This is a genomic window from Novosphingobium sp. SG919 (genome assembly GCF_012932495.1).
In the GTDB taxonomy this organism is placed as follows: domain Bacteria; phylum Pseudomonadota; class Alphaproteobacteria; order Sphingomonadales; family Sphingomonadaceae; genus Novosphingobium; species Novosphingobium rhizosphaerae.
Genome location: NZ_JABCNG010000004.1, coordinates 452,460 through 475,201, shown reverse-complemented (window position 1 = coordinate 475,201; position 22,742 = coordinate 452,460). Strand labels below are relative to the sequence as shown.

22 protein-coding genes are annotated in these 22,742 nt (G+C 66.3%); 6 read left to right on the top strand and 16 right to left on the bottom strand.

Translation table 11 applies throughout. From position 1 onward, the window contains the following. Nucleotides 1–15: 15 nt before the first annotated feature. Nucleotides 16–1,251, bottom strand: a complete 1,236-nt coding sequence (locus tag FHT19_RS17750; protein WP_169476123.1) for an efflux RND transporter periplasmic adaptor subunit — start codon at nt 1,249–1,251, stop codon at nt 16–18. Beyond that, entirely contained in the window at nt 1,233–2,330 is a 1,098-nt protein-coding gene (locus FHT19_RS17745) for a hypothetical protein (RefSeq protein WP_169476121.1), read from the bottom strand. The genes FHT19_RS17750 and FHT19_RS17745 overlap by 19 nt, the downstream gene beginning before the upstream one ends. 222 nt (nt 2,331–2,552) lie before the next feature. Here FHT19_RS17745 and FHT19_RS17740 point away from each other — a divergent pair, with 222 nt between their 5' ends. Together FHT19_RS17740 and FHT19_RS17735 are read left to right on the top strand one after the other, a co-directional pair. After that, on the top strand, nt 2,553–3,332 hold the full coding sequence (locus FHT19_RS17740) for an SDR family oxidoreductase (RefSeq protein WP_169476201.1): 780 nt from the start codon (nt 2,553–2,555) through the stop codon (nt 3,330–3,332). A 27-nt stretch (nt 3,333–3,359) separates the two neighbouring features. Then, on the top strand, nt 3,360–5,237 hold the full coding sequence (locus tag FHT19_RS17735) for an ABC-F family ATP-binding cassette domain-containing protein (RefSeq protein WP_169476120.1): 1,878 nt from the start codon (nt 3,360–3,362) through the stop codon (nt 5,235–5,237). Nucleotides 5,238–5,408: 171 nt separating this feature from the next. On the opposite strand, the gene FHT19_RS17730 is transcribed toward FHT19_RS17735, so the two are convergent. After that, nucleotides 5,409–6,221, bottom strand: a complete 813-nt coding sequence (locus FHT19_RS17730) for an APH(3')-I family aminoglycoside O-phosphotransferase (RefSeq protein WP_169476118.1) — start codon at nt 6,219–6,221, stop codon at nt 5,409–5,411. A gap of 391 nt (nt 6,222–6,612) precedes the next feature. Between FHT19_RS17730 and FHT19_RS17725 the strand changes: the two genes are divergently transcribed. From FHT19_RS17725 to FHT19_RS17715, 3 genes are all read left to right on the top strand, one after another. After that, the gene (locus FHT19_RS17725; protein ID WP_168556950.1) at nt 6,613–7,608 is read left to right on the top strand and encodes a sterol desaturase family protein; all 996 of its coding nucleotides are present in this window, start codon (nt 6,613–6,615) and stop codon (nt 7,606–7,608) included. Continuing rightward, nucleotides 7,605–8,267, top strand: coding sequence for a hypothetical protein (locus FHT19_RS17720; RefSeq protein ID WP_348981800.1), 663 nt, complete (start codon nt 7,605–7,607; stop codon nt 8,265–8,267). Before FHT19_RS17725 ends, FHT19_RS17720 begins: the two co-directional genes overlap by 4 nt. Before the next feature lie 125 nt (nt 8,268–8,392). Next, on the top strand, nt 8,393–9,004 hold the full coding sequence (locus tag FHT19_RS17715) for a hypothetical protein (protein WP_169476116.1): 612 nt from the start codon (nt 8,393–8,395) through the stop codon (nt 9,002–9,004). A 30-nt stretch (nt 9,005–9,034) separates the two neighbouring features. Here FHT19_RS17715 and FHT19_RS17710 read toward each other — a convergent pair whose 3' ends face one another. The 3 genes from FHT19_RS17710 to FHT19_RS17700 are packed head-to-tail and all read right to left on the bottom strand — an operon-like array spanning nt 9,035 to nt 12,508. Beyond that, entirely contained in the window at nt 9,035–10,534 is a 1,500-nt protein-coding gene (locus FHT19_RS17710; RefSeq protein ID WP_169476114.1) for an oligosaccharide flippase family protein, read from the bottom strand. After that, nucleotides 10,531–11,634, bottom strand: coding sequence for a glycosyltransferase family 1 protein (locus FHT19_RS24785; protein ID WP_169476112.1), 1,104 nt, complete (start codon nt 11,632–11,634; stop codon nt 10,531–10,533). The genes FHT19_RS17710 and FHT19_RS24785 overlap by 4 nt, the downstream gene beginning before the upstream one ends. 4 nt (nt 11,635–11,638) lie before the next feature. Beyond that, nucleotides 11,639–12,508, bottom strand: a complete 870-nt coding sequence (locus FHT19_RS17700) for a glycosyltransferase (protein WP_169476111.1) — start codon at nt 12,506–12,508, stop codon at nt 11,639–11,641. A gap of 760 nt (nt 12,509–13,268) precedes the next feature. Here FHT19_RS17700 and FHT19_RS17695 point away from each other — a divergent pair. After that, nucleotides 13,269–13,415 (top strand): hypothetical protein, encoded by a 147-nt coding sequence (locus FHT19_RS17695; protein ID WP_157088941.1) that lies wholly within the window; start codon nt 13,269–13,271, stop codon nt 13,413–13,415. Between the two features lie 130 nt (nt 13,416–13,545). Here FHT19_RS17695 and FHT19_RS17690 read toward each other — a convergent pair whose 3' ends face one another. The 10 genes from FHT19_RS17690 to rplQ all read right to left on the bottom strand — a co-directional run bounded on the left by FHT19_RS17690 (nt 13,546) and on the right by rplQ (nt 22,693). After that, a complete protein-coding gene (locus FHT19_RS17690; RefSeq protein WP_348981799.1) occupies nt 13,546–14,358 on the bottom strand; it encodes a sugar transferase in 813 nt (270 codons plus the stop codon). A gap of 137 nt (nt 14,359–14,495) precedes the next feature. Further along, nucleotides 14,496–14,627, bottom strand: coding sequence for a hypothetical protein (locus tag FHT19_RS24650; RefSeq protein ID WP_282436271.1), 132 nt, complete (start codon nt 14,625–14,627; stop codon nt 14,496–14,498). A 307-nt stretch (nt 14,628–14,934) separates the two neighbouring features. Further along, the gene (locus FHT19_RS17685) at nt 14,935–15,756 is read right to left on the bottom strand and encodes an NUDIX domain-containing protein (protein WP_211184987.1); all 822 of its coding nucleotides are present in this window, start codon (nt 15,754–15,756) and stop codon (nt 14,935–14,937) included. A 332-nt stretch (nt 15,757–16,088) separates the two neighbouring features. Further along, nucleotides 16,089–16,412, bottom strand: coding sequence for a Grx4 family monothiol glutaredoxin (gene grxD, locus FHT19_RS17680; RefSeq protein WP_168556945.1), 324 nt, complete (start codon nt 16,410–16,412; stop codon nt 16,089–16,091). A 24-nt stretch (nt 16,413–16,436) separates the two neighbouring features. Beyond that, nucleotides 16,437–16,670 carry a BolA family transcriptional regulator gene (locus FHT19_RS17675; RefSeq protein WP_168556944.1) on the bottom strand — a complete coding sequence of 78 codons (234 nt, stop codon included), beginning with the start codon at nt 16,668–16,670 and terminating at the stop codon, nt 16,437–16,439. Then, on the bottom strand, nt 16,670–16,993 hold the full coding sequence (locus FHT19_RS17670) for a DUF1476 domain-containing protein (RefSeq protein ID WP_169476110.1): 324 nt from the start codon (nt 16,991–16,993) through the stop codon (nt 16,670–16,672). Before FHT19_RS17670 ends, FHT19_RS17675 begins: the two co-directional genes overlap by 1 nt. A gap of 80 nt (nt 16,994–17,073) precedes the next feature. Beyond that, nucleotides 17,074–19,392 (bottom strand): prolyl oligopeptidase family serine peptidase, encoded by a 2,319-nt coding sequence (locus FHT19_RS17665; protein ID WP_248290532.1) that lies wholly within the window; start codon nt 19,390–19,392, stop codon nt 17,074–17,076. 49 nt (nt 19,393–19,441) lie between these two features. Further along, nucleotides 19,442–21,613, bottom strand: coding sequence for a prolyl oligopeptidase family serine peptidase (locus FHT19_RS17660; RefSeq protein WP_169476108.1), 2,172 nt, complete (start codon nt 21,611–21,613; stop codon nt 19,442–19,444). A 79-nt stretch (nt 21,614–21,692) separates the two neighbouring features. Then, nucleotides 21,693–22,130: an RES family NAD+ phosphorylase gene (locus FHT19_RS17655; RefSeq protein ID WP_168556941.1), complete on the bottom strand. Its 438-nt coding sequence runs from the start codon at nt 22,128–22,130 to the stop codon at nt 21,693–21,695. Nucleotides 22,131–22,267: 137 nt separating this feature from the next. Then, complete coding sequence (rplQ, locus tag FHT19_RS17650; RefSeq protein WP_168556940.1) at nt 22,268–22,693, bottom strand: 50S ribosomal protein L17; 426 nt, start codon at nt 22,691–22,693, stop codon at nt 22,268–22,270. Between the last annotated feature and the right edge of the window lie 49 nt (nt 22,694–22,742).

Genomic DNA, 22,742 nt, shown 5'->3' with positions numbered 1-22,742 from the left:
GGATAGTTTCGCGCTTCATGGCCGGGACGCTGGTGCAGCGGGCCGGGCCGAAGGCGATGCACCGGGTGCCCGCCGCCCGATGATGACCTGCACGCCCGGCTCCAACCCGCTGGCGAGCACTTCGGTGCGCTTGCCATCGCTGGCCCCGGTGGCAACCGCCACCTGGCGCGGCTCGTTGTCGTCGGCCACCACATAGATCGCCCCGTTTCGCGACGGCACGCCTTCGGGGGTAAAGCCCAAGGCCGCGTTGGGAACGAGCAGGACGCCCTCGCGCGCGGGCAGGTCAATCTCGACCGTGGCCGCCATGCCGGGGCGCAGTTGCACCAGGGGCGTGCCCTCGCCACTGGTTACGGGATCGAGCGCGAAGACCGCCAGCCGGTCAAGCCCACGGGTATCGTCGGTGGGATCGATCCGCACCAGGCGCGCGGTGCGCACCTTGTCTGCCATGCCCGACAGCAGCACGCGGGCGCGGGCATTGAGGGCCAGGCGCTGTGCATCGGCGGCCGGCAACGGCACGGTCACGACCAGGCGATCGAGCCCGGTGGCAAGCGAAAGCAGCGGCATGCCGGGCTGGACAAGCTGGCCCGGCGCCACGGCGCGGGCAACGACCAGGCCATCGAACGGCGCGCGGATCGTCGCGTCGGCCAGGCGGCGACGGGCGAGCACTTCATCGTTGCGCGCCTTGGCCAAGGCTGCCGTGGCCGTGGCCAGCGCCGCGGCGGTGCGCGAAAGTTCGGCACGCGCGCCATCCATTTCGTTGAGCGAGGGCACCCGTCCGCCCGAACGGCGCCAAACCCCGTCATAGCGTTCCAGCCGCGCGCGTGCGCCATCCACATCGGCCTGCGCGGCGGCCAACGTGCCCTCGGCGGCAGCCCGCGTGGCTTCGGCGCTGGCCAGGTCGGCCTCGAACGGGGCGGTATCGAGCATCGCGATGGGCTGGCCCGCGCGGACGACCCCATCGCCCGGGCCAAGCAGGCTGTGCACCACCCCGCCCTGCGGCGCGCGCAGGATCACTTCATCTTCCGCGTGCAAGGTGCCCGTGGCGCTCAATGCCGGGGTCAGGCTGCCGCGTTCGAGCGGAACCGTGTAATAGGGCAATTCCGGACCATCGACGAACCGCACGAACAGCCACAAGGCGGCGACGCCGGCTGCCAGCAGCGCCAGCACCATGCCCCAGCGCGCCAGGCGCCGGCGCGGACGGGCGCCCAGGAAATCGTCGAGATCGCGCTCGGTCATGGCTGCGCCGGGCATCGTGCGGGTCCTTCGCCTGGTGCGGCCGGCGCCAGATCGGCCGAAGTCCAACCCAGGCCCTGCGCCGCCCACAGCCGCACGTGCGCGCGGGCAAGGCCGCTGCGGGCGGCAGCGTCGGCCTCCGCCGCGGCAAGCGCCGACGCCTCGGCAACATAGAGCGTAGCAAAGGTTTCCGTCCCCGCCCGATAACCGGCACGCGCATCGCGCACGGTGCGATCGGCCTGGGCGAGCGTGCGCGCGCTGGCGGCAACCAGGGCCTGTGCGGCGGCGAGGGCCTTGGTTGCACTGTCGATTTCTTCTGCGCCGGCGGCCGTGGCGCTGGCCAGGGCAGCGCGCGCCTCGTCCAGGCTGGCCTTGCCCTCCACCACGGCCTGTCCCTGCTGCTGGCGCAGCGCCAACAGGGCGGCACGGCGCGGCGCGGCATCGGGAATGTCGGCCAGGGCGGGCACCGCCGCGCCGTCGCCCAGCAACGCGGGCAAGGCCTCTGCCGACAGGCCGGTTTCCTGCGCCAGCCGGGCCAATGCCTGCGACAGCTCGGTCTGCGCCTGCGTCACGGCATCGGCATCGAGATCGACCATCACGCCGCCCAGCGCGCCATCGATCGCCGAGACGAGGCCCGCCTCGCGGCGGAAGCGGGCAATCTCGGCATTGTCTTGCCAGGGGGCGACAGCGGACCGGCGCGCGGCGAGGCGCGCCTGCGCGAGGCGGACGGCAAGGTAGGCCTCTGCCATGGCGGCGGCGCGCGTGTTGACCAGGGCAGCGTGGGCATAGGCGCCAGCAGGCGGCCCGTCGGCCACGCGCTCCTTGCTGAGCAGCCCGGCCAGCCGCCCGCCCAGATGCCGCCGCCGGGCATCGGCACGCGCGGCATCGTCGTGCAAGTGCCAGGCACTGCAGGCCAGCACCGGATCATGCGCCAGCCCCTGCGCCACCACTTGGGCCAGCACGGGATCGCCCGCCGCGGTCCACCATGGCGCGGCATCGGCCTGCGCGCTTTCCACCGGCGGCAGGTCAGGCTCCACCACGCGCGGGGTCGAAACCGCGCAGGCAGCACAGCTGAAGGCCAGGGCAAGGGCTGTCACCCTGCCGGCAAGGTTGGATGGTTTCACGCGGAGCACCGGCTGGCGATTAGCAAAATATCACCGTGTGGCAATCAAATGGCGGGGCTGCCAAAATGCTTGCCATGCATTTCGGCGCATGGACGGGGCGTTTCAGCATATGTGCGAACGCATCATCGCCCCCGCTTGTTCCCTGCGCCGGTTGCGATAGATCGGCAGGCAATCCCGCAGACAAAGGAAGTGACGATGGATCTTGGCATTACCGGGCGCAAGGCAGTGGTCTGCGCCTCGTCAAAGGGGCTGGGCCTGGCCTGTGCCACGTCCTTGGCGCGCGAAGGTGCGCAAGTGTGGATCAACGGGCGCGACGCCAGCCGCCTGGACGCGGCGGCCGCGCGCATCCGCGCGGAAACCGGGGCGCAGGTCACGCCGGTGGTGGGCGATCTCAACACCGCCGATGGCCGTGCCGCGCTGCTCGCCGCGTGCCCCGATCCCGATATCCTGGTCAACAACAACCACGGCCCCCGGCCCGGCAAGCTCGACGTGCTGGAAGAAGCCGATTTCCTCGCCGCGCTCCAGGCAAACATGCTCAGCCCGCTGGCCCTGATCAAAGCCGTGGTGGGCGGCATGCGCACGCGCAAGTTCGGCCGTATAGTCAACATCACTTCGGCCCAGGTGCTGATGCCGCAAGCCGACATGGGCCTGTCGGTTTCAGCCCGCGCCGGGTTGATGGCCATGGCCAAAGTGCTGCAATTCGATTGCGTGGCCGACAACGTGACGGTGAACAACCTGCTGCCCGGCCCGTTCGACACCGATCGCCTGGCCGGCCTGGCGCAGCGCTATGTGCAGGAGGATGGGATCACCCTGGACGAGGCCTATGCCCGCATCGGCGCACGCGGCCCGGCCGGGCGCATCGGCCAACCGGGCGAATTCGGCGATGCCTGCGCATTCCTGTGCGCGGCGCAGGCGGGCTATATCTCGGGCCAATGCCTGACCTTGGACGGCGGCGCCTATCGCGGCTTGTTCTAAACGCGCGGGGCCGCTAGGCGCACGGCCATGCTCACGATTTCCGGCATCACCGTGCGCCTTGGCGGCCGCACCATCATCGATCGCGCCTCTGCCACTTTGCCCACGGGCGCAAGGGTGGGGCTGATCGGCCGCAATGGCGCGGGCAAGTCCACGCTGATGAAAGTGCTGATCGGGCAGATCGAGCCCGACGAAGGCAGCGTGGACATGCCCCGCCGCGCGCGCCTGGGCTATATCGCGCAGGAAGCGCCCACCGGTACGGCCACGCCGTTCGAAACCGTGCTCGCCGCCGATACCGAGCGCGCCGCCCTGCTGGACGAAGCCGAGACCTGCACCGATCCCGATCGGCTGGCCGACGTACACGAGCGACTGATCGCGATCGATGCTTATACCGCCCCGGCACGCGCGGCGCGCATCCTGATCGGCCTGGGCTTTACCGAAGCGATGCAGGCCGAGCCGCTCGACAGCTTTTCGGGGGGGTGGAAAATGCGCGTGGCGCTCGCCTCGCTGCTGTTTTCCCAGCCCGACCTGCTGCTGCTCGACGAACCATCGAACCACCTCGACCTGGAAGCGACGCTGTGGCTGGAAAATTTCCTGCGTAGCTATCCCGGCACGCTGATCGTGATCAGCCACGAGCGCGACCTGCTCAACAACGTGGTCGACAATATCCTCCACCTGCAAGGCGGCAAGATCACGCTTTATGCCGGCGGCTATGACAGTTTCGAGCGCCAGCGCGCCGAACGCGCGGCACAAGCCGCCGCGGCCAAGGCCTCGCAGGATGCCCAGCGGGCGAAGCTGCAGGACTATGTCCGCCGCAACAGTGCGCGTGCCTCCACCGCCAAACAGGCGCAATCGCGCGCCAAGATGCTGGCGCGGATGCAGCCGGTGATGGCCATGCTGGAAGATCCCAGCCTGACGTTCGATTTCCCCAGCCCCAGCGAGTTGCGCCCGCCGCTGATCACGCTGGACATGGCGGCCGTGGGCTATGTGCCCGATACGCCGATCCTCAAGCGGTTGAACCTGCGCATTGATCCGGATGATCGCATCGCCCTCCTGGGCCGCAACGGCAACGGCAAGACCACGCTGGCGCGCTTGCTCGCCGGGCAACTGCCTGCGATGGAAGGCGGCATGACCACGTCGGGCAAGCTCGCCATCGGCTATTTCACGCAATATCAGGTGGAGGAACTGGCCGGCGGCGACACGCCGCTGCTGCACATGACCCGCGCGATGACTGGCAAGACGCCCGCCGCCGTGCGCGCGCAACTGGGCCGCTTCGGTTTTTCCGGCGACAAGGCGACAACCGAGGTTTCGCGCCTTTCGGGCGGGGAGCGCGCGCGGCTGGCGCTGGCGCTGGTCACCCGCGATGCGCCACACCTGCTGATCCTCGACGAACCGACCAACCACCTCGACGTCGACGCGCGCGAGGCGCTGGTCCAGGCGCTCAATGCCTATCAGGGCGCGGTGATCCTGATCAGCCACGATCGCCACATGGTGGAAATGACCGCCGACCGCCTGGTGCTGGTCGATGATGGCGCGGCCGTGCCCTATGACGGCAGCATGGAAGACTATATCGACTTCGTCCTGGGCCGGAACCAGCCGAAGGCCGATGCCCCGGCCAAGGCCACGGCGGCCAGCCCCAAGGCCGAAGCCGACAAGGCCGCCACCCAGGCCGCCTGGCAGGCCCGCCGCGAACTGGGCAAGCAGATCAGCAAGGCCGAAAAGGACATGGCCAAGCTGCAGGCGCGCATCGCCGAAGTCGATGCCACCCTGGCCGATCCGGCCAAGGCGCCCAAGGCGCTGGCGGGGATGAACCTGGGGGCGCTGGGCAAGCTGCGCGATGACTTGGAGGCCGAACTTGCCCGCGTGGAAGCGCAGTGGCTGCAATGGAGCGAGCAGGTCGAAAGCTAAGGGCCAAGCCCGCTCCACATCCTCGCTGCGGCTTGCCGATCCCCTATTCTTCAAAGGCTTTGGTGCGGCCACTAATGGGAGAGGAGCGGCCGCCACTGCGCGCCCCCCGATGTCGGAGCGCTGCTTTTGCCCATTGGCGTGGTGCGATCGAACCGGGCCAAGCCGCCTCAATCAGAACAGTTCATCCAGCATCAGGTGAAACTGCAGCTTGCCCTGATCGATATCCGGCTCACCGTAAGCGACCATGAGCCTGTCCTGCAATTCCCCCGCGAACTCTCCCAGGCAGTTCCACAGGATCGCAAGGTCCTGGTAGCGGTCGGCAATACCGGCCCGCCCCGTGTCTATGCAGCCGGTGACCACGCCCCCGGTGATGAACAGATTGTCGAGCGAGAAGTCCCCGTGCGTGACGACCGGATCGGGCGCGAGAGGTAGCAGTTGCTGCATTGCCTGCCAGACTTGTTCCGCGCTCCAGCCTTCTCTCGCCGCGTCGAATTCATCCTCTTCGACCAGTCCTTCATTGATCCGGTTCCGCGCCAGGCCAAGCCGCAAGGCATGATCGCTGTTGAACGGGCATTCGCTGACGGGGATCGCGTGGAACCGTCGCAGAAAGGCGGCCAGCGCATCAACGGTCGCCATCCGTTCCGCCGGCCTTGCCTGGAGCGCCTGAAAGGCCGTCTCGCCCGGCAAGGCTGCGGTGACCAGCCACGCTTCGCTTGAGGTGCTGGCAAAGTGCAGCACCGGCGGCACCGGCACGTAGCCGGCCAGCCAGCGGAGCCTGACCATTTCGTCGGTGATGGCATCGGCAACTGAGCCAAGGCCGTGCTTGAGATAGAGTTCAGGCGCGCCCGGCTTGCCATGGAGCCGGTAAACCGCGCCGCCGGATTCACCGACCAGATCGCGCGCCCATGCATAGCCCTCCAGCGCTTGCGCCAGTCCGGCCGGCAGGGCGGGCGCCGCACAAAGTTTCTCACGATCGGATGTCACCCTATCCAGCGCCTCATCAATGCGATGTCCATGGCACGGAGAATAGCGCCCGATTGCCTGGCAACAACAGCGCGTGATGCGGAACAGCTGCCTTGGCGCAGCGTCGGCCGGCCGCAGCCTGGCCTGTGCTCGGACGATTCTGGTTGTGCAAGGCAAGAGAATTTCCTGGCGCGAATCGGGACCACGGCAGCGTGCCTGGCCCAACCATCGCCCCCGCAAACGGTGCACTGCACCATCGCGCCGGGCCAAAAATGCGCAAACCGGCGTATTTTCAACGCAAATCCATCAATAAGCATATGCAATATGGTATAGACGAAGCATTCGATCCGTATTACCATCTGATCAGTTAGTATTACTGACACGGGTACCCAAGTATTACGAGGGCAGGCAGATGGAAGGCATTCGGGTCGGCAAGCGGTTGATTGGCACCCAGGCACCGGTCACGGTGGGCTGGGAAAACATCCCGCGCGTGGAAGGCGGCCCGGTCAAGCGGCTGTTTTTCTCGTGGTTTCAACCCACTGTGCTCTTCGCGCTGATCCTGTTCTGGTATTATGCGCCAAATTCCATCGCCAAGGCATCGACCGCGATCGGCATCGGCATCGGTTTTCGGGTGTTTCTTCTGGGCCTGGAATTCTTCTTTCCGCGCCATGAAAGCTGGCAACTGACGTGGAAAGAGGTAACCACCGATCTGTTCTATGTCGGCCTGGGCTACACCGTTCTGCGCCTTGTCGATGGCTTTATCGGTTCCGATGTGATGGTTGGGGCCATCCAGGATTCCTTTCACTGGAAAAGCTTTGATTGGTTCACCGGCCTGCCGATACTGCTTCAGGCCTTCATAATCTCGTTCATCTTTGATTTCGGGCAGTATTGGATGCATCGCGGCATGCACAACTGGTATCCGCTGTGGCTGCCGCACTCGGTGCACCATTACATTACCCAGCTCAACATCAACAAGGGCGCCGTGGGCAATCCGATCGAACTGTTCCTGATCGGCCTGGGCATCGGCGGGTTCTTCGATTTCGTGCCCCGCGCATTCCTGCTGGCCGGCGCGATCGGCCTGGCCGTGGGCAGCTATCAGCATATCAACGTGCGGTTCAATTCGCCGCGCTGGTGGCGCTTCTTGTTCCACACCACCGAACATCACAGCCTGCACCATTCGCAAGACTTTGAAGCAACGCGCAGCAACTACACCAACACCTATATCTTCATTGACCGTATGTTTGGCACCTGCATCGATGGTGAAGCCGAACTGCTGGGCATGGAAGGCGGCCGCCGCATGGGCCTGCGCGAGCAGATGACCTTTCCCTTCACCGAGGGCTGGCGCGCCATCAAGGGCAAGTTCGCCCGGCAAGGGCAGGACGAAGCCACCGCGGTGCCGGCAGAATGAGCAACGCCATCGCCCTGCCCTCGGCACGCCATGGATCGGCCATGAACCTGCGCTTCATCGATTGGATCTGGCATATTCGCGGCAGCGTTGACCTGCCGCCCGGACAAACCAGCGAGGAAGCCTTCGCCAGGCTCGAGCCGCTGCTGCGCCAGCCGGGCACCAGCCAGCAGCGTGGCGGCGAAGCCTTGCGCTTCACCAAGATCGATCCAGCGTCGCAAGACAAGCTGGCGGTGTTCGAAAACGGCCTGTTGCAAGTGGAACAGGACAGCGCCGGCCCGGTGCTCCGCTATCACCTGGTCAGCCGTGCTCTGTTGCTGTGCTTCCTGGCGCCGCTGCTGTTCCTGGCCTTTGCGCAGCTGACCATCGCGGTGGGCCAATGGCAAAAGCCGGCAGCCGAAGCGGCGGCAAAAGCCAAGACGGACAAGAAAAAGGACGCCAAGAAGGACGACGTCCGGCCGATGAATCCCATCGACAAGGCGCTTGGCGCGCCCGCCCCCGAAAAGGACGGCAAGAAGCCCGATCGCAAGGGCGACAAGTATTCGCCCACTTCGGCCTATGTCTTTGCCAGCCTGTTTGCGCTGCTCTATGTAATCGGGCGCATCCTGGAGGCCCGGCTCGTCAAGGCGCGCCTGCGCAAGAGCTTGCTCGGCGCCGAATAGGCGCGCCGCAAACGTCTCGCCTTGGCAAGGTGCACCGGCATGCCTAATCCAGCGCTTTGAGCCGTGGGAGGATGGGCGTGCCAATGTTGCTTGCAATGGCCGGGGCGCTTGCCGCGCCGGCGCTGATGAATGCCGACACCGTAATCAGCCCCGACGATTATCCCCAGGGCATGGTGGACGCCGGGCAGAGCGCGATCGTCGATATCGAAGTGCTGGTATCGCCGATTGGCCAACCGGAAACCTGCCACGTGATTGGCGTTGTCCGCGCTCGCGGTTTCGTCGAACAGAGCCCAGCCGGGAAACGGACCTGCTCCCTGTTTCTCAAACGGGGGAAATTTACGCCCGCCCGCGATGCCGATGGCAACGCCGCCTATGGCACGTATCGCAACTGGGTTCGTTGGGCGACCGGCGACGGCCTCGATGCCGGGATGCCGGCCCAGGTCGATCTTGAGATACAAGTGGCCGCACTCCCTGCCGGGGTGCCCAACAGATCGAGAGTGGCGGTCGACCTGGCTGTGTCGGCCGACGGCAAGCCGGGCCCCTGTGCCGCCGCCGTTCTCACCGCGCCAAAGCCAACAGAGATCCTGTCGCCACCTCTTGCGCGCGCTGCCTGCGCCACGCTGGCAGGCAGCGCCACACTTGGCACGATTGTCAACTTTGCCGGCCAACCAGTGCCGACAGTTAGGCGCATGACGGCCCGCTTTGTGGTCGAGCAAGCGCCGGACAAGACTTCTTGATCACCACACGCCACCGCATGGCTGCGCCCCTTACCGCCCCAGCGCCGCGATCCCTGCGCGCAGGGCGCGGCGCACGGCGTGAAGCGACAGCCCCCAGCCAGCCAGGCCCATGGGCACGACGAGGCCCAGCGTTTGCCCCGGGGGCAAGTGCCAGTGTAGCGCCAGCAGGCGGCCGCCCCAGGCCAGGCCCAGCGTCGCCAGCGTGGGCCACAGGACGAGCAGCGCCAGATCACCCAGCGCCCCGCCATGAACCCGGCGCGCGCGCCAGGCTGCCACGGCAAGGGCCGCGGCCCAGCCCAGCGCGACCAGGGTGGTGGCAAAGGCGGCCGCAATCGGACCTTGGCTGGCAAGCGCCAAGGTAAGCACCGCCGTGGCGATGGCAGCAGCGGATTGAATCCACAGCACGCGGTTCTGCCGGTCTTCGATCACCAGCACGGACGAAGCGACAGCAATCGGCAGCGCCGCCATACGCGCCACGCAGAACACCGCGATGATCGGCCCCGCACCGGCCCAGGCAGGCCCGAGCATGACGGGGGCAATCTCGTCAGACACCACGGCCAATCCGGCCAGGGCCGGCCAGCACAGCGCGCCGAACAGGCCCGACAGGCGCAGCCAGGCGCCATCGCCGGCGCCGCCCCGCGCTCGCTCTGCGGCAAGGCCGGTGGTGACGAGCAGGCCGGCGGGCTGCACGAACATGTCGGCCAGGGCCGAAACCACGCGGTTGCCGGCGCGATAGAGCCCCGATGCCGCCGGTGAGAACACCGCGCCGAGCAGCAGATCGCCGCTGTAATTGGCGAGGAACCCAACCATGACGGAGCCATAGCGGCTCCACGACCAGGCCAGCACCTTGTGCGTCTCGCGCACAGATGGGCGCGGCAGCGGCGGCAGCACCAGCACGGCGCGATAGGCGACGATGAAGATCACCAGCCGCGCATAGACTTGCGCCACCAGCGCCCACAGCCCCCAGCCCAGCACCAGCAGGAGTGCAGCCCCCAGGCCGGCCGCAATTTCGGTCACGACAGTGATGGCATAGTAGCGGCGCACCAATTGTCCGCGCAGCAGCATCGCCTCTTCCCAGCCGGCGAGGGCGGCGAGAAGATTGGACGGCGCCAGGCAGAACAGCAGCAGCGCCACGCCAGGCCCACGAAAAACGAAAGGTGCGGCAAGCCCGGCGCCGCACAGCAGCACGACCCAGCCCAGCGCTACCGCCAGGTTGGCAGCGAGCCCGGCGCTGGCCACCGCCGGCCCATCGGCCTGCGGCGCCTTGAGCACATATTCGAAGGGCCCGGTGTAAAGCATCGTGCGCGACAGGGTGAGCAGCGCGGCCGCAATCGCGAAGACCCCGAAATCGGCCGGCGCCAGCGTGCGCGTGGCAACGAGGGTGACACCCAGCAGCGCCAGCTGGCTGCTGGCCCGCGCAGCCATGGCGATCACGGCGGTAAAGCTGCCGCCGCGCCACCAGCCACCTATCCGCCCCAGCAACGCGCGTGCGGGCGCTGGCAGTGTCGAACCGCCCAAGGCCCCGCTCACGCGGCGCATTCCATCAAAAGGTTGAGCAGGTTCCGCCCTGCCCCCACCCAGGTATAGCGGCCGGCCCGCGCCAGCCCGGCTGCCACCATGGTTGCCCGCGTGGCAGGGTCTTCCAGCGCACCGATCTGTTCAAGCCAGGCGGTGGGATCATCCGGATCGGCCATGAGCGCGGCCGCCCCGCACACTTCGGGCACGGCACCACAGGGCGCGGCGATAACCGGGCATCGGCAAAGCATCGCTTCGACCGGGGGCAGTCCGAACCCTTCGGTGCGCGAGGGGAACAACAGCGCCTGCGCGCCTTCATACAGTGCGCGCAGCACGGCATCATCGCACCCGCCGGCAAAGACCGCATCGACCGGCGGCACCAGCCCGGCATTTTCCAGCGCGGCGCGGCCTGGCCCCACGATCACCAGGCGGCGCGGCGGCCAGCCCAGTCCCGCCGCATGCGCCTGCGCGGCGAGCGCCAGGGCATCGAATACCACCTTGTTATTCTTGTAGGCCTTCACGCTGCCGAACATCAGCAGGTATTCGCCCGAGATCAGCCCCAGGCGCGCCAGGGCGCCGGCATCGGCGGCCATCTCCAGAATATGATCGGCGCCGTTATGAAGGATTTCCACGCGTCCACCGCCGATCACGCCATATCCGGCTAGATCATGGCGCGAATAGTCCGACACGGTGAGCACCAGCTTGCTCGACCGCGCCATCAGCGGGGCCAGCAGGCGATAGCCCATGCGCTGGCGCCAGGGATAGGAGCAGTCCGGCCGGCAGAACTGGGCATCGTGCAGCATCGTCACTTTGGGGCGATGGAACACCGGCGCCAGGTTGGCGAGGTTGACGAGCAGGCTGCCCCGCGCCAGCGCCGGAAGCCGCCGCTGTTCCCAACTCTGGCTGGGACCCTGGCCATCTTCCTCCACCCGGATCACGCGATAGGGTTCAGCCGCCGGGCAGCCGGCCGGCACGATCACCCGGACATCGGGCCGTGCCGCCATGGGCATATCGGCCAGCAGGCTGTCTACCTCGCGGATCAGGCGATCCGACACGCGCCAGACCCCGTTGTGCTTGCCCGCGCGGAATTTGCCGTTGAAGGCGATCGTGCGCACGAGGTCACATGCTTTCGATCTTGCGCGGATCGATCCGCCCGCGCAGCAGATCGACAAAGGCCAAGCCGTTGCCGCGCAGCCGGCCCAGCCGGTCCACATGCGGTTCGGGGAACAGCGCGCGCAGCAGGTTGGCCGCCACGTTGCGCCACAACAGCTTGCGCGCGAGGGCGCCAGGCATGGTGCCTTTGCGGCGCAGATAAACGATGTTGGCCACTTGCGAGTAGCCCAGCCGCCGGCCCGAGGTGCGCCCGCCCTTCACCCCCAGATGCACCCCGGAAACCAGGCCGGTGGAGACGAGCCGCCCGCGCCGCGACAGGCGCATGGTAAAATCGATGTCCTCCTGCCAACCATAGAGCGGCAGCGCCTCGTCAAAGCGCAACGCGCCGATATGGGCCATGCGCAAGGCCATGTTGCAGCCATAGAGCGCCTCGCGCGGGATGATCGCGGGATCGAGCAGCAGGGTTTGCGCGGCGATCATCGCCTGCGCCTGGGCAATGCCATAGCCGCCGTGGCGCACGCCATCGCCCACAAGATTGCCGGTGATGCCCGCAACATCCGGGTGCGCCAGGAAAATCCGCTCAACCGCGGCGAGATAATCGGGTGAAGGGACGAAATCGTCGTCGAAGAACACGACCACATCGGCCCGCCCGTCCAGCAATTCGAGCGCACGGTTGCGCTGCCGGCACAGGCCGCGCTCTGCCAGCGCCAGATCGGGCTGCATCACGCTGTCCCCGATACCGGCAATGTCTGCGTCGGTCGCGCCGACAACCAGCACGCCATCGGGGCGGCGGGATTGCCCGGCAAGCAGGTCGATCGTCTCACGCGCCAGGTTGGCGCGACCGACGGTGGCGATGGCAACATGGATTCGCAGCATGCTCTGCGTGGTCCCCCTTGGTGGATTTCCCCTATTGGTAGGGCGACATGCCGTGCGGTCCACGCAGGTTGGCTCCGTTACCGAGACACTATGCCCTGCGGATTCGCCCCTATCCCATGCGAGCCATCGGCCGCCGCCCCGCAATCCAGCGAAAAAATTGCATTTTTGCAGCGCAAAAAATGCCCATCAGGGATAGCCCGCCCCCCGACCGCCACAGTGCCAATTTGGCGCCTTCGCATGAGCAACATCTTGGGCTCGCGCGTTACGGCGCGCGCGCACACGGCCGGACGCAAAAAAGCATCGTCCTGACGCAGAGAGCCTTTTGCCTCGACTCGCCGCGATCAGGCGGCATCAGCCTGACTTTGTTTCAACTTTATGGCATTGTCGGCAGCTGTACCCCGCCCCCCGGCACCCTGCCCGATGGCTGCGCTGTCATACCACCATCAAGGTTGCAGTGCAGCACTAGCCATGTGCAATGCAACAAGAACCAGTCACACAGCAAGAATGGCGGAATCGTGCGATGCAATAGTCCACCTGTTGCATCGCAATCGTGCGCAAAAACGGTGGTATTCACGGGTTTACAACTATCCTGCGCTATGAAAAGCGTGTGTCAGACGGTTGAGCGGAAGACGGCAAAGCCCTTATTCCCCAGCCGGACAAGCAGGAGCACAGCGGGAACAAGCTAGCCCTGTGACGCGTTGGAAATGGTGAAGCGGCCACTGCCGCCAAGGCCAAAAACACTGGTTACAAGGGTTGCAGGATGTCCACTCAGTCTTTCCGTGAAGATGGTTTCGTCTCGTTCCACGATGCCCCCGCTGGCGAAGGCACTGCCGCCGCCAAGGGACTTCTGATCGGCCTGGCGTTGAGCCAGGTGTTCTGGATCGGACTGGCGCTCCTCATCTTTTAAAACATAACGAATGCCGGGTTTTCGGCTCGGCCCATTTACCTGCGCGAGACGGGAGAAGCGTGGCGACCGCGCTTCTCCCGTTGGCGTTTCAAGATCCGTTCGCTGGCAAAGGCAGCGCTTGCCGCCCAGTTCAGTAAGCCCCGCGTGCAAGAATGACACTGGGCACGGTCAACAGCAGGATGCGGAAGTAGAGCCGCAAGGACCGCGCGCGGCGATAAAGCAGATCGCAGGCAACCCGCCGCCGATACGTGGTATCGTGGCGCCGCGCCACCTGCCAAAGCCCGGTAACGCCGGGGCGCACCGCGCAGTAGGCGGCGAAATGGCGTCCATACCGCGCGACTTCGGCGTCGACGATCGGGCGTGGCCCCACCAGGCTCATGTCGCCACGCAGAACGTTGATCAACTGGGGCAGTTCATCCAGGCTGCTTTTGCGCAGCAGCCGGCCCACCGCCGTGATGCGCGGGTCCTTTTGCAACTTGTGCGTTGCTTCCCACTCCGCACGGGCGGCGGCATCGGTGGCCAGCACATGGCGCAAGCGGGCGTCGGCATCCACGCACATCGAGCGGAACTTGAGGCAGGCAAAGTGGCGCCCGCCAGCCCCGACGCGGCGGTGGCGAAACAGGATCGGTCCGCCGTCAGAGAGCCGCACCAAAGTGGCGATGGCCAGCATCAATGGCAAAAAGACCAGCAGCGCGCAGAACGCCACGGTCACGTCGATAGCGCGAATCCAGGCCTCGGCGCTGTCTGCGCCGGGCATGGTGCGCGGGTGCCGCCAGCGGGTGCCGGTGGCCCGCAGCGCTGCCACCGGCGGGGCAGAGGCCGATGCACCGATCGCCGGTGCGGCAAGGTCTGGCGCAGCGGCCATGACCGGCCCGTTCCACCCGCCAGCCGCCAGATTGCGAGCGACATCATTGCGCGCCGCGAGATTGTGCTGATGATTCACCGTTGCTGGTCCCCACATCGGGCGGTGCCGTGATCGCGGCACCCGTTGTGAGGCGATGATAGGAACAGCCCGTTGACCCCGTCAGCGAGCGATACAGCCGAGATGGTTCGTTAGCTGACGCCCAAACGGCGAATCAGCTAACCCAGGCGCAGCGCGCCCCAGATGATCAAACCCCATGCCAGCGCCGACGATCCGCCGATGATGGCAACGCGCAGCCACAGCGGATAAAGCGCCTCGGCATGGGCAGGCGCGGCTGTGGCGAGCGGCAACAGTTCCTGCTGCAGCGCATGAACTGGCGAAAAAACAGGATCTTCCGTGCCTGACGCGAGTCTGGGCGCTGGGGCGGCATCCGGGCGTGGCGCATCGACAGGATAGGATGGCTTGGGTTGGGCAACGGGCATCGGGCAATACCTCCACCCGGGTTTTACGCCCGCCCGCTTACCGCGTTCTACGGCCAGCCATCGGGGCCTATACGTATTGCCCTCAGGAACATTGCTTATCCGATCTGGCGATTTGCCACCCGCGGATATTCTCGAATGTGGATGCAAGTGCACCTGCCACGGGGGATGGGCGCGTTCAGGCGCGATGCGCCTCGGCCAGCGGCTCGCCCAGCACGGGATAGCCGTAGCCGTCGGGAATGGTCAGCCAGGGAACGCCATCGCGCAGCACCGTGCCTGGGATGATCGGCGCGATCGGAAACGCGGCGGCATGGGCCCGCGCGGCGGCAAAATCGGCGCATTGCGCCAGCCGTTCCAGGTTGCGGCGGGTGGGAAAGATCAGATGCAGCGCACCACGTTCGGCCGCGTCCAGCGCCTCGTGGGCGGAAGACCAGAACAAGTGGCGATTTTCCGTGTTGTCCACTGCCAGATCCACGGCCCCGCTGCCAAGGTCCGCCAGATAGAACCGCGTGTCGAACACCCTCCCCGGCTTTCCACGCGGCCACCAGCGGGCCCAAGGGACCAAGGCGCCCAGATCCGGCCGCCACCCGAAATGATCGAGCACCGGGCCCATCTGCCCGGTTTCCGCGAGCATCGCCCGCGCCGCAACCGCGGCCGTGGCATCGCGCGGCGCGGCATCCGGCCGCGCCGAGGCCATGCCCACCAGCAGACCAGTTTCCTCCAACGTTTCACGCAGGGCAGCCAGGCGAGCGGCAGCATCATCCTCGTCAAGGCCCTGAACCCAGGCAGGACGCGCGGCGGCCAGCGCCTTGTCAGCCTGATCGACCTTGCCGCCAGGAAAGACCGTAGCCCCGCCGGCAAAGCGCAATTGTGCCGATCGCTCTACCAGCAGGATCTGCGAAGCCTGGCCGGGCACACCCTTGCGAAACACGATCAGCGTGGCCGCAGGCTCGGCCTGTTCGCCCGGCAGGGCAGCAGGTGGGGAAAGCGGATCGGCCATCGCGGCACCATGCTTTGCCAGGCGCCCCTTGCCAAGAGGGGGGAGATGTCGGCCAATTTTACAATTCGCGTAACCCGGCAACCCTGCCCGAGGCGTTCTTGCCCGAAGAATTCGGCAATTTGCAAAACTGGCACGGTCCGTGCTTAGTCTTGGATACCCCGAAGACTTCTTCTTCGTGAGGCGGAGCCGGCAACCCCCAAGTCTCCCCGGCTCCGCCTCCCCCGGGGTTCAACACATTCAGCAGACACGAAAAAACGCGGCCTCCCCGTGGGAAACCGCGTTTTGGGACGGCCCTGTCCGCCCGGCAATCGCTTGCCAGGGCGGCAGCCGTGTCAGGCCGGCTTGACTTCGGCCTCTTCCATCAACTGGGCGAGTTCGCCGGCTTCGTACATCTCGGTCATGATGTCAGAACCGCCGACGAATTCGCCCTTCACATAGAGCTGCGGAATGGTCGGCCAATCGGAATAGGACTTGATGCCCTGGCGGATGTCCATGTCCTGCAAGACATCGACGCTGGCATATTCGACGCCCAAGCGTTCGAGGATCGCCACGGCCCGGCTGGAAAACCCGCACTGCGGAAACAGCGGCGTGCCCTTCATGAACAGGACAACATCGTTGCCCTTGACGATTTCGTCGATGCGCTGCTCGGTAGACATGGTGGGATCGGTTCCTTTCGCGCCTTATTTGGGGGCGGCGGTGGTCAGTTGCAAGGCATGAAGCACGCCGCCCATGCGGCCGCCCAGCGCGGCGTAGACCGCCTTGTGCTGGGCCACGCGGCTCATCCCGGCAAAGCTGGCGGAAACGACGTGAGCGGCAAAGTGATCGCCGTCCCCGGCAAGGTCGGTGATCGTCACCTGCGCATCGGGCAGCGCGGCGCGGATCATCGTCTCGATTTCGGCAGCGGCCATTGCCATCAGACTTCGCCCATCAACTGGCGGCGCGCGTCGATCGACTTGGCATCCATCGCGGCGCGGATTTCCGCCTCGGTGCTATCCACCCCGGCGGCGATCAGATCACCCAGCAACTTGCGGACGACGTCTTCGTCGCCGGTTTCCTCGAAATCGGCCTGGACCACCGACTTGGCATAGGCTTCCGCTTCGGCCTGGGTCAGCTTCATGCGCTCGGCCGCCCACTGGCCCAGCAAGCGATTGCGGCGGGCATGGATGCGGAACAGCATTTCCTCGTCGTGGGCGAACTTGGCTTCGAACGCGCGCTCGCGATCATCGAACATGGTCATAGTGGTCGATCCCGTTGGTGGTCCCGCCATTGCGGATAGTGAGCCACTGCCCGGCCTGCAAGGAGAACATAGGGTGGAACCTAGGGGGCGGGTGGCGGCGCATCAAGCCCAGTATAGGCCGCCAGGAAGGCCAGGACATCGGCGCCACCAGCGATCACCTTGTCCACGCTCTTGCCCCCGCCATGGCCGGCGCCCTGTTCCACGCGCAAGAGATGGGGGCGCGTGCCGATGTCAGCCGCCTGCAACGCGGCAACGTACTTGAAGCTGTGCGCGGGCACGACGCGATCGTCGGTATCGGCGGTGGTGACCAGGATGGCCGGATAGCGCGCGCCGTCGCGGATGTTGTGATAGGGCGAATAGGCGCGCAGCACCTGCCAATCGGCCGCACGTGCCGGATCGCCGTAATCGTCCACCCAGAACCGGCCGGCGGTGAACCGATCGAAGCGCAGCATGTCCATCACGCCCACATCGGGGTTGGCGGCGGCAAACAGGTCGGGCCGCTGGTTGACCACGGCACCCACCAGCAAGCCGCCATTGGAACTGCCCTGGATGGCAAGCCCGCCCTTGGGCGTCACGCCCTGGGCAATGAGATATTCGCCAGCGGCAATGAAATCGTCGAAGCTGTTCTGCTTGGCCGCAAGGCGGCCGCCATCATGCCAGGCCTGGCCGAATTCGCCCCCGCCGCGAATGTTGGCAAGGGCAAAGGCGCCGCCCGCGGAGAGCCAGGCCATGCGCACCGGCGACCATCCGGGGGTAAGCGCCACGTCGAAACCGCCATAGCCATAGAGCAGCGTGGGCAAGGCCTGCCCGGCCTGGGCCGCGCGGCGGCTGCGCACGAGATAAAGCGGCACCATCGTGCCGTCCTTGGAGCGATAGCGGCGTTGTTCCACCACATAGTCTGCCGGGTCGAACGAAAGGCGCGGCTGGGCAAAAGGCGTGGCCGCGCCGGTCTTGAGATCGAGGCGAAAGATCGTGGGCGGCAGGTTGAAACTGGAGAATTGATAGAATGTCTCGCTGTCACCCGGCTTGCCGGCAAAGCCCGAGGCCACGCCGATGCCGTTGAGCGTGATCGCGCGCGCCGGCTTGCCCTTGAGATCGGTAACGACCGCGGTGGTCGCGCCATCATGCTGGTAGGACAGGATCAGCCGATCGCCCACCACGTTGCCGCCCGCCAGCGTCTGGCGACGTTCCGGGACCACCACGCGCCACCGCGCCGCCGCGCCACCCAGATCGAGTTCCGCGACCATGCCATTGGCCGCGCCCGAGGTGGTGATGAACCACAGGCGATCGCCCAGCCCTTCGACCACTTTCCATTCGTGATCGAAATTGTCCACCAACGGCAGGACCTGCCATTGCCCGTTGCGCCAGGCGCCGCCGCGCAGATCCACCAGGTGGACCATGCGCCGCGCATCGGTGCTTGCCTCGGTGGTGATGACCGCCCAGCGCCCATCCGAGGTGACGAAAGCCTTGTGGCCCCATTCGGGATGATCGGGCGTGGCAAAGACCAGTTCGTCGGCCGATTGGGGCGTGCCCACGCGATGGAACCACACCGCCTTGCCCGAAAGCACCGCGCGATAGGCCTGGCCCTGCGCCGGAGCGGGATAGCGCGAATAGAGGAAGCCTTCGTCCCCCAGCCACCCGATCAGCGTGTCGTTTGCCCATTCCAGGGCATCGTCGAGCACCTGCCCGCTGCGGGCATCGACAACGCCCAGCGTGCGCCAATCGCTGCCATCGCGCTGGCGGCCAAAGGCCAGGAACCGCCCGCTGCGCGATGGCACCCACAGGTCCAGCGCCTGGCTCCCATCGGCTGACCACGCATTGGGATCGAGCAAGAGGCGCGGCGTGCCGCTTTGCCCTTCCTGTACATAAAGCGCCGATTGATTCTGCAAGCCGGTGTTGCGCAGATAGAAATAGCTGCGCCCCGCCTTGCGCGGCAGCGACACGCGCGGATAATCGAACAGGTTGCGGATGCGCGCGGCAAAGGCATCGCGGCCGGGCAGGCTCTTGAGAAATTGTGTCGTCAGGCTGTTTTCGCGCGCCACCCAGTCGGCCACGTCAGGACTGGTCCGCAAGTCGGCTTCCAGCCAGCGCCAGGGATCCGCCACGGCCTGGCCGAACGGCTTTTCCACCGCGCCATCGCGCCGCGCAAAGGGATAGGCCGTGCGTGGCAGAACAAGGCCGGTGACTGGTGCCACCGTGGGTGCCCCGGCAATGCCCGTGCTGGAAACCGCGCCGCCGCCGTGTGTCACATCGACTGCAACATCGACGGCCGCATCGGGCGCAGGCGCAGGAACGGGTGCGGCGGCGGCATGTCCGTCATCCGCCCCCCAGCCCGCCATCGACGCCGCCAGCGTTCCCGCCAGCAGCGCCGCGCGCCATCCTGTCCCAAACCTTGTCATTGTTCGCAATGCTCTAGCACCGGCGCGGGGCCGGCGCCAGAGCGGCCCTTCACGGGCGCGGCGTTAATCCCGTGAAATGCGCGAGGAACGCCTGGACGTCGGCGGTTTCCTCGATCTGCTTGTCGATCGGCTTGCCCGACCCATGCCCGGCGCGGGTTTCGATGCGGATCAGGTGTGGCTTGGGCCCGATGGCCGCCGCTTGCAACGCGGCGGCATACTTGAAGCTGTGCCCGGGCACCACGCGATCGTCCGTATCGGCCGTGGTGATCAGGATCGCGGGATAGTCCACGCCGGCGCGGATGTTGTGGTAAGGAGAATAAGCGCGCAGCACGCGCCAATCGGCTTCCTTTTCAGGATAGCCATAGTCATCCACCCAATAGCGGCCGGCGGTGAACTGGTCGAACCGCAGCATGTCCATCACGCCCACCGCCGGGCTGGCGGTGGCGAACAGATCGGGCCGCTGGTTGGTCACGGCACCGACCAGCAGGCCGCCGTTAGAGCCACCTTCGATGGCCAGGCCGTGGCGCGGGGTCACGCCCTTGGCGATCAGGTATTCACCAGCGGCGATGAAATCATCGAACACATTCTGCTTCTTGTCGCGCCGCCCGGCATCGTGCCACGCATCGCCATATTCGCCGCCACCGCGCAAGTTGGCCAGTGCAAAGGCCCCGCCGCTGTCGATCCAGGTCATGAACGCGGCCGAAAACCACGGCGTGAGCGCAATGTTGAAGCCGCCATAGCCATAGAGCAGCGTGGGCAGCGGCCCGGTGGCATCCTTGCGGCGCACGATGAACATCGGCACCCTTGTGCCATCCTTGCTGGGATAGAACACCTGCTCGACGCGGAAATCGGCCGGGTTGAACGTCAGATGCACCGGCTCCCACGGGCTGGTCTGCGCCGTCGCCGGGTCTAGCCGCAGCACGGTGCCCGGCTGGGTGAAGCTGCTGAACGAAAGGAACGCCACCTTGTCGCCAGGGCGGCCGCTCAGCCCCGCCGCACTGCCGATTCCCGGCAGAGTGACGGCACCGGCCGGCTTGCCATCCAGATCGAACGCCAGCACCTGGCTCTTGGCATCGTGGATGTAGCTGGCAAAGATGCGGTCGCCGGCAATGCCCACCGATTCAAGGTTATCCTTGCTTTCGGCCACGATCGTTTCGAAACGCGGCGCGCCGCCGGCCAGATCGACACGCACAATCTTCTTCAACGGCGCGCCATCACCCGAAACGAACCACAGCTTGTCGCCCACGCCGTCGACGAAATCCCATTGCGCCTTGAGATCGGGCACCAGGGCGATGACAGGGCCGATCTTGCCATCCGTGACGCGCGCCACATGGACGGTGTTGACCGGATCGGTCCCTTCGCTGCTGGTGATCACCACCCAGCGCCCGTCGCTCGAAACGCTTGCGCCGTGGCCGCGCTTGGGCAGGTCGGGCGTGGCGAACACCGGCTGGTCGGCGCTTTGCGGCGTGCCCAGGCGATGGAGCCAGACGGTCTGGTTGTAGTTGCGCGCCTGGAACGCCTGGCCTTCCTTGGGTTCGGCAAAGCGGGAATAGAGCAGCGCATCGTTGCCCAGCCAGGCCAGTCCCGAGAATTTCACCCACTTGAGTTCGTCAGCCAGCGGCTTGCCATCGGCAACACCGACGAACTTGACCGTGCGCCAGTCCGAACCGCCATCCTGCACCGAATAGGCCAGCAAGCGGCCATCGTCGGAAGGCGCCCAGGCATCGAGCGCGGTGGCGCCATCCTTGGCCCAGAGATTGGGATCGAGCAGCACGCGGCCTTTGGTGCCCACGGCAGCGTCGCCGGAGCGCACCAGCAATTGCGACTGGTTCATCAGCCCGCTGTTCCAGGTGTAGAATACCGTCCCGCCGCGCTGCACCGGCAAGCCGAACCGCTCATAGTCGATCAGCGCTTTCATCCGCTTTTCCAGCGCTGCCCGCTCGGGCAGCTGCTTGAGATAGGCGGCGGTATAGGCGCTTTGCGCCTGAACCCAGGCGGCCACCTTGGCATCGGTGCGCACGTCGGCCTCAAGCCATCGCCAGGGGTCCGACACCTGCTCTCCGAAATGGCTTTCCACCAGCGGCACTTGCGGGCTGACAGGATAGGGCGGCAATGGCGGCATGGCCTGGTCCTTGGCAAAAGCGGGCAGAGTGGCGGCAAGGGCGAGCGGCACGGCAAGCGCAAGCCGGGCAACGGGGGCCAGCCACAGGGGGTTCTTCATCGCGGCATCCTGACAGACGGGGTGGTTACGCAGGAAACTAGCGCCGGATCGATGCCACGCAACACGGCGTTTGCAAAAGTCAGGAATATTGTTCGAGCATCGGTGGGCGATGCAGGCACTGATCAAAGCGGAACGGCCGCACCGTGAGCGGCGGCACCACTGCGGCCGCTGGGTGGCCGGCATTCATCAGCACCACGTCGGCCTCGGGCAGGACGGCCGAGCGCACGGCGACAAGCAGCGATCGCCCGCTGCGTGCCCAGGCATCGACCCATGCGGTCGTCTCCGCACGATCCAGCCCGTCGGGCACCCGTTCCGGCACGGCATCGCTCTGCGTCCAGCCCAGTTCGAACGGCTCTTCGCAAGCGTCGGGTGGCCCGACAAGATAGCGCATCTGCACCAGCACGGCGAGGCCGGCCTCGCTCGCGAAGTGCACGATCGGCTGGCCCGGCGAACAATAGCGCCCGCCAAACCGCCGCGCCCCTGCCCCGTCCAGCGCTCGCTGACCCGCTTTTGCCAATCGCCACAAGATCATGCGTCTTGCTACCGCGCACGCGCGCAGCCGGCAACGGCATGGCCAACGAAAAACGGGCGGCGGCCTTGCGGCCCCGCCCGTTATCCGGTTCGTCCGATCTTGGGGCTTTCACCCCAATGCGATCAGGCGTTTTCGAGTTCGTCTTCGTCGGCGGTCAGCACCGGACCCGAATCGAGGCCCTTGGCCGAGGTGTCGCGGTCCACCAGTTCGATCACGGCGATCGGCGCGGCGTCCGAAGCGCGGTAGCCGGCCTTGATGATGCGGGTGTAGCCGCCTTCACGGTCGGCATAGCGAGCAGCCAGAACTTCGAACAGCTTCTGTTCCTGCGCATCGTCGAGCAGACGAGCGTGGGCCAGACGGCGGTTCGAAAGGCCACCGTGCTTGGCCAGCGTGATCAGCTTTTCGACGTAGGGACGCAGTTCCTTCGCCTTGGGCAGAGTGGTGGTGATCTGCTCGTGCTTGATCAGCGCGGCGGCCAGGTTGCGCAGCAGCGCAATACGGTGCGACGAGGTACGACCCAGCTTACGCTGGCCCAGCTTATGACGCATAACTCATTCTCCGTTCGTAGGGGGGCCGTGCGAGGTACCCCGATCCAGG

Coding starts and splice junctions, on each gene's coding strand:
- FHT19_RS17750 (WP_169476123.1), bottom strand. CDS start 1,251: ATGCCCGGCGCAGCCATGACCGAGCGCGATCTCGACGATTTCCTGGGC.
- FHT19_RS17740 (WP_169476201.1), top strand. CDS start 2,553: ATGGATCTTGGCATTACCGGGCGCAAGGCAGTGGTCTGCGCCTCGTCA.
- FHT19_RS17735 (WP_169476120.1), top strand. CDS start 3,360: ATGCTCACGATTTCCGGCATCACCGTGCGCCTTGGCGGCCGCACCATC.
- FHT19_RS17725 (WP_168556950.1), top strand. CDS start 6,613: ATGGAAGGCATTCGGGTCGGCAAGCGGTTGATTGGCACCCAGGCACCG.
- FHT19_RS17720 (WP_348981800.1), top strand. CDS start 7,605: ATGAGCAACGCCATCGCCCTGCCCTCGGCACGCCATGGATCGGCCATG.
- FHT19_RS17715 (WP_169476116.1), top strand. CDS start 8,393: ATGAATGCCGACACCGTAATCAGCCCCGACGATTATCCCCAGGGCATG.
- FHT19_RS17700 (WP_169476111.1), bottom strand. CDS start 12,508: ATGCTGCGAATCCATGTTGCCATCGCCACCGTCGGTCGCGCCAACCTG.
- FHT19_RS17695 (WP_157088941.1), top strand. CDS start 13,269: ATGTCCACTCAGTCTTTCCGTGAAGATGGTTTCGTCTCGTTCCACGAT.
- FHT19_RS17685 (WP_211184987.1), bottom strand. CDS start 15,756: ATGGCCGATCCGCTTTCCCCACCTGCTGCCCTGCCGGGCGAACAGGCC.
- grxD (WP_168556945.1), bottom strand. CDS start 16,412: ATGTCTACCGAGCAGCGCATCGACGAAATCGTCAAGGGCAACGATGTT.
- FHT19_RS17675 (WP_168556944.1), bottom strand. CDS start 16,670: ATGGCAATGGCCGCTGCCGAAATCGAGACGATGATCCGCGCCGCGCTG.
- FHT19_RS17670 (WP_169476110.1), bottom strand. CDS start 16,993: ATGACCATGTTCGATGATCGCGAGCGCGCGTTCGAAGCCAAGTTCGCC.
- FHT19_RS17665 (WP_248290532.1), bottom strand. CDS start 19,392: ATGACAAGGTTTGGGACAGGATGGCGCGCGGCGCTGCTGGCGGGAACG.
- FHT19_RS17660 (WP_169476108.1), bottom strand. CDS start 21,613: ATGAAGAACCCCCTGTGGCTGGCCCCCGTTGCCCGGCTTGCGCTTGCC.
- rplQ (WP_168556940.1), bottom strand. CDS start 22,693: ATGCGTCATAAGCTGGGCCAGCGTAAGCTGGGTCGTACCTCGTCGCAC.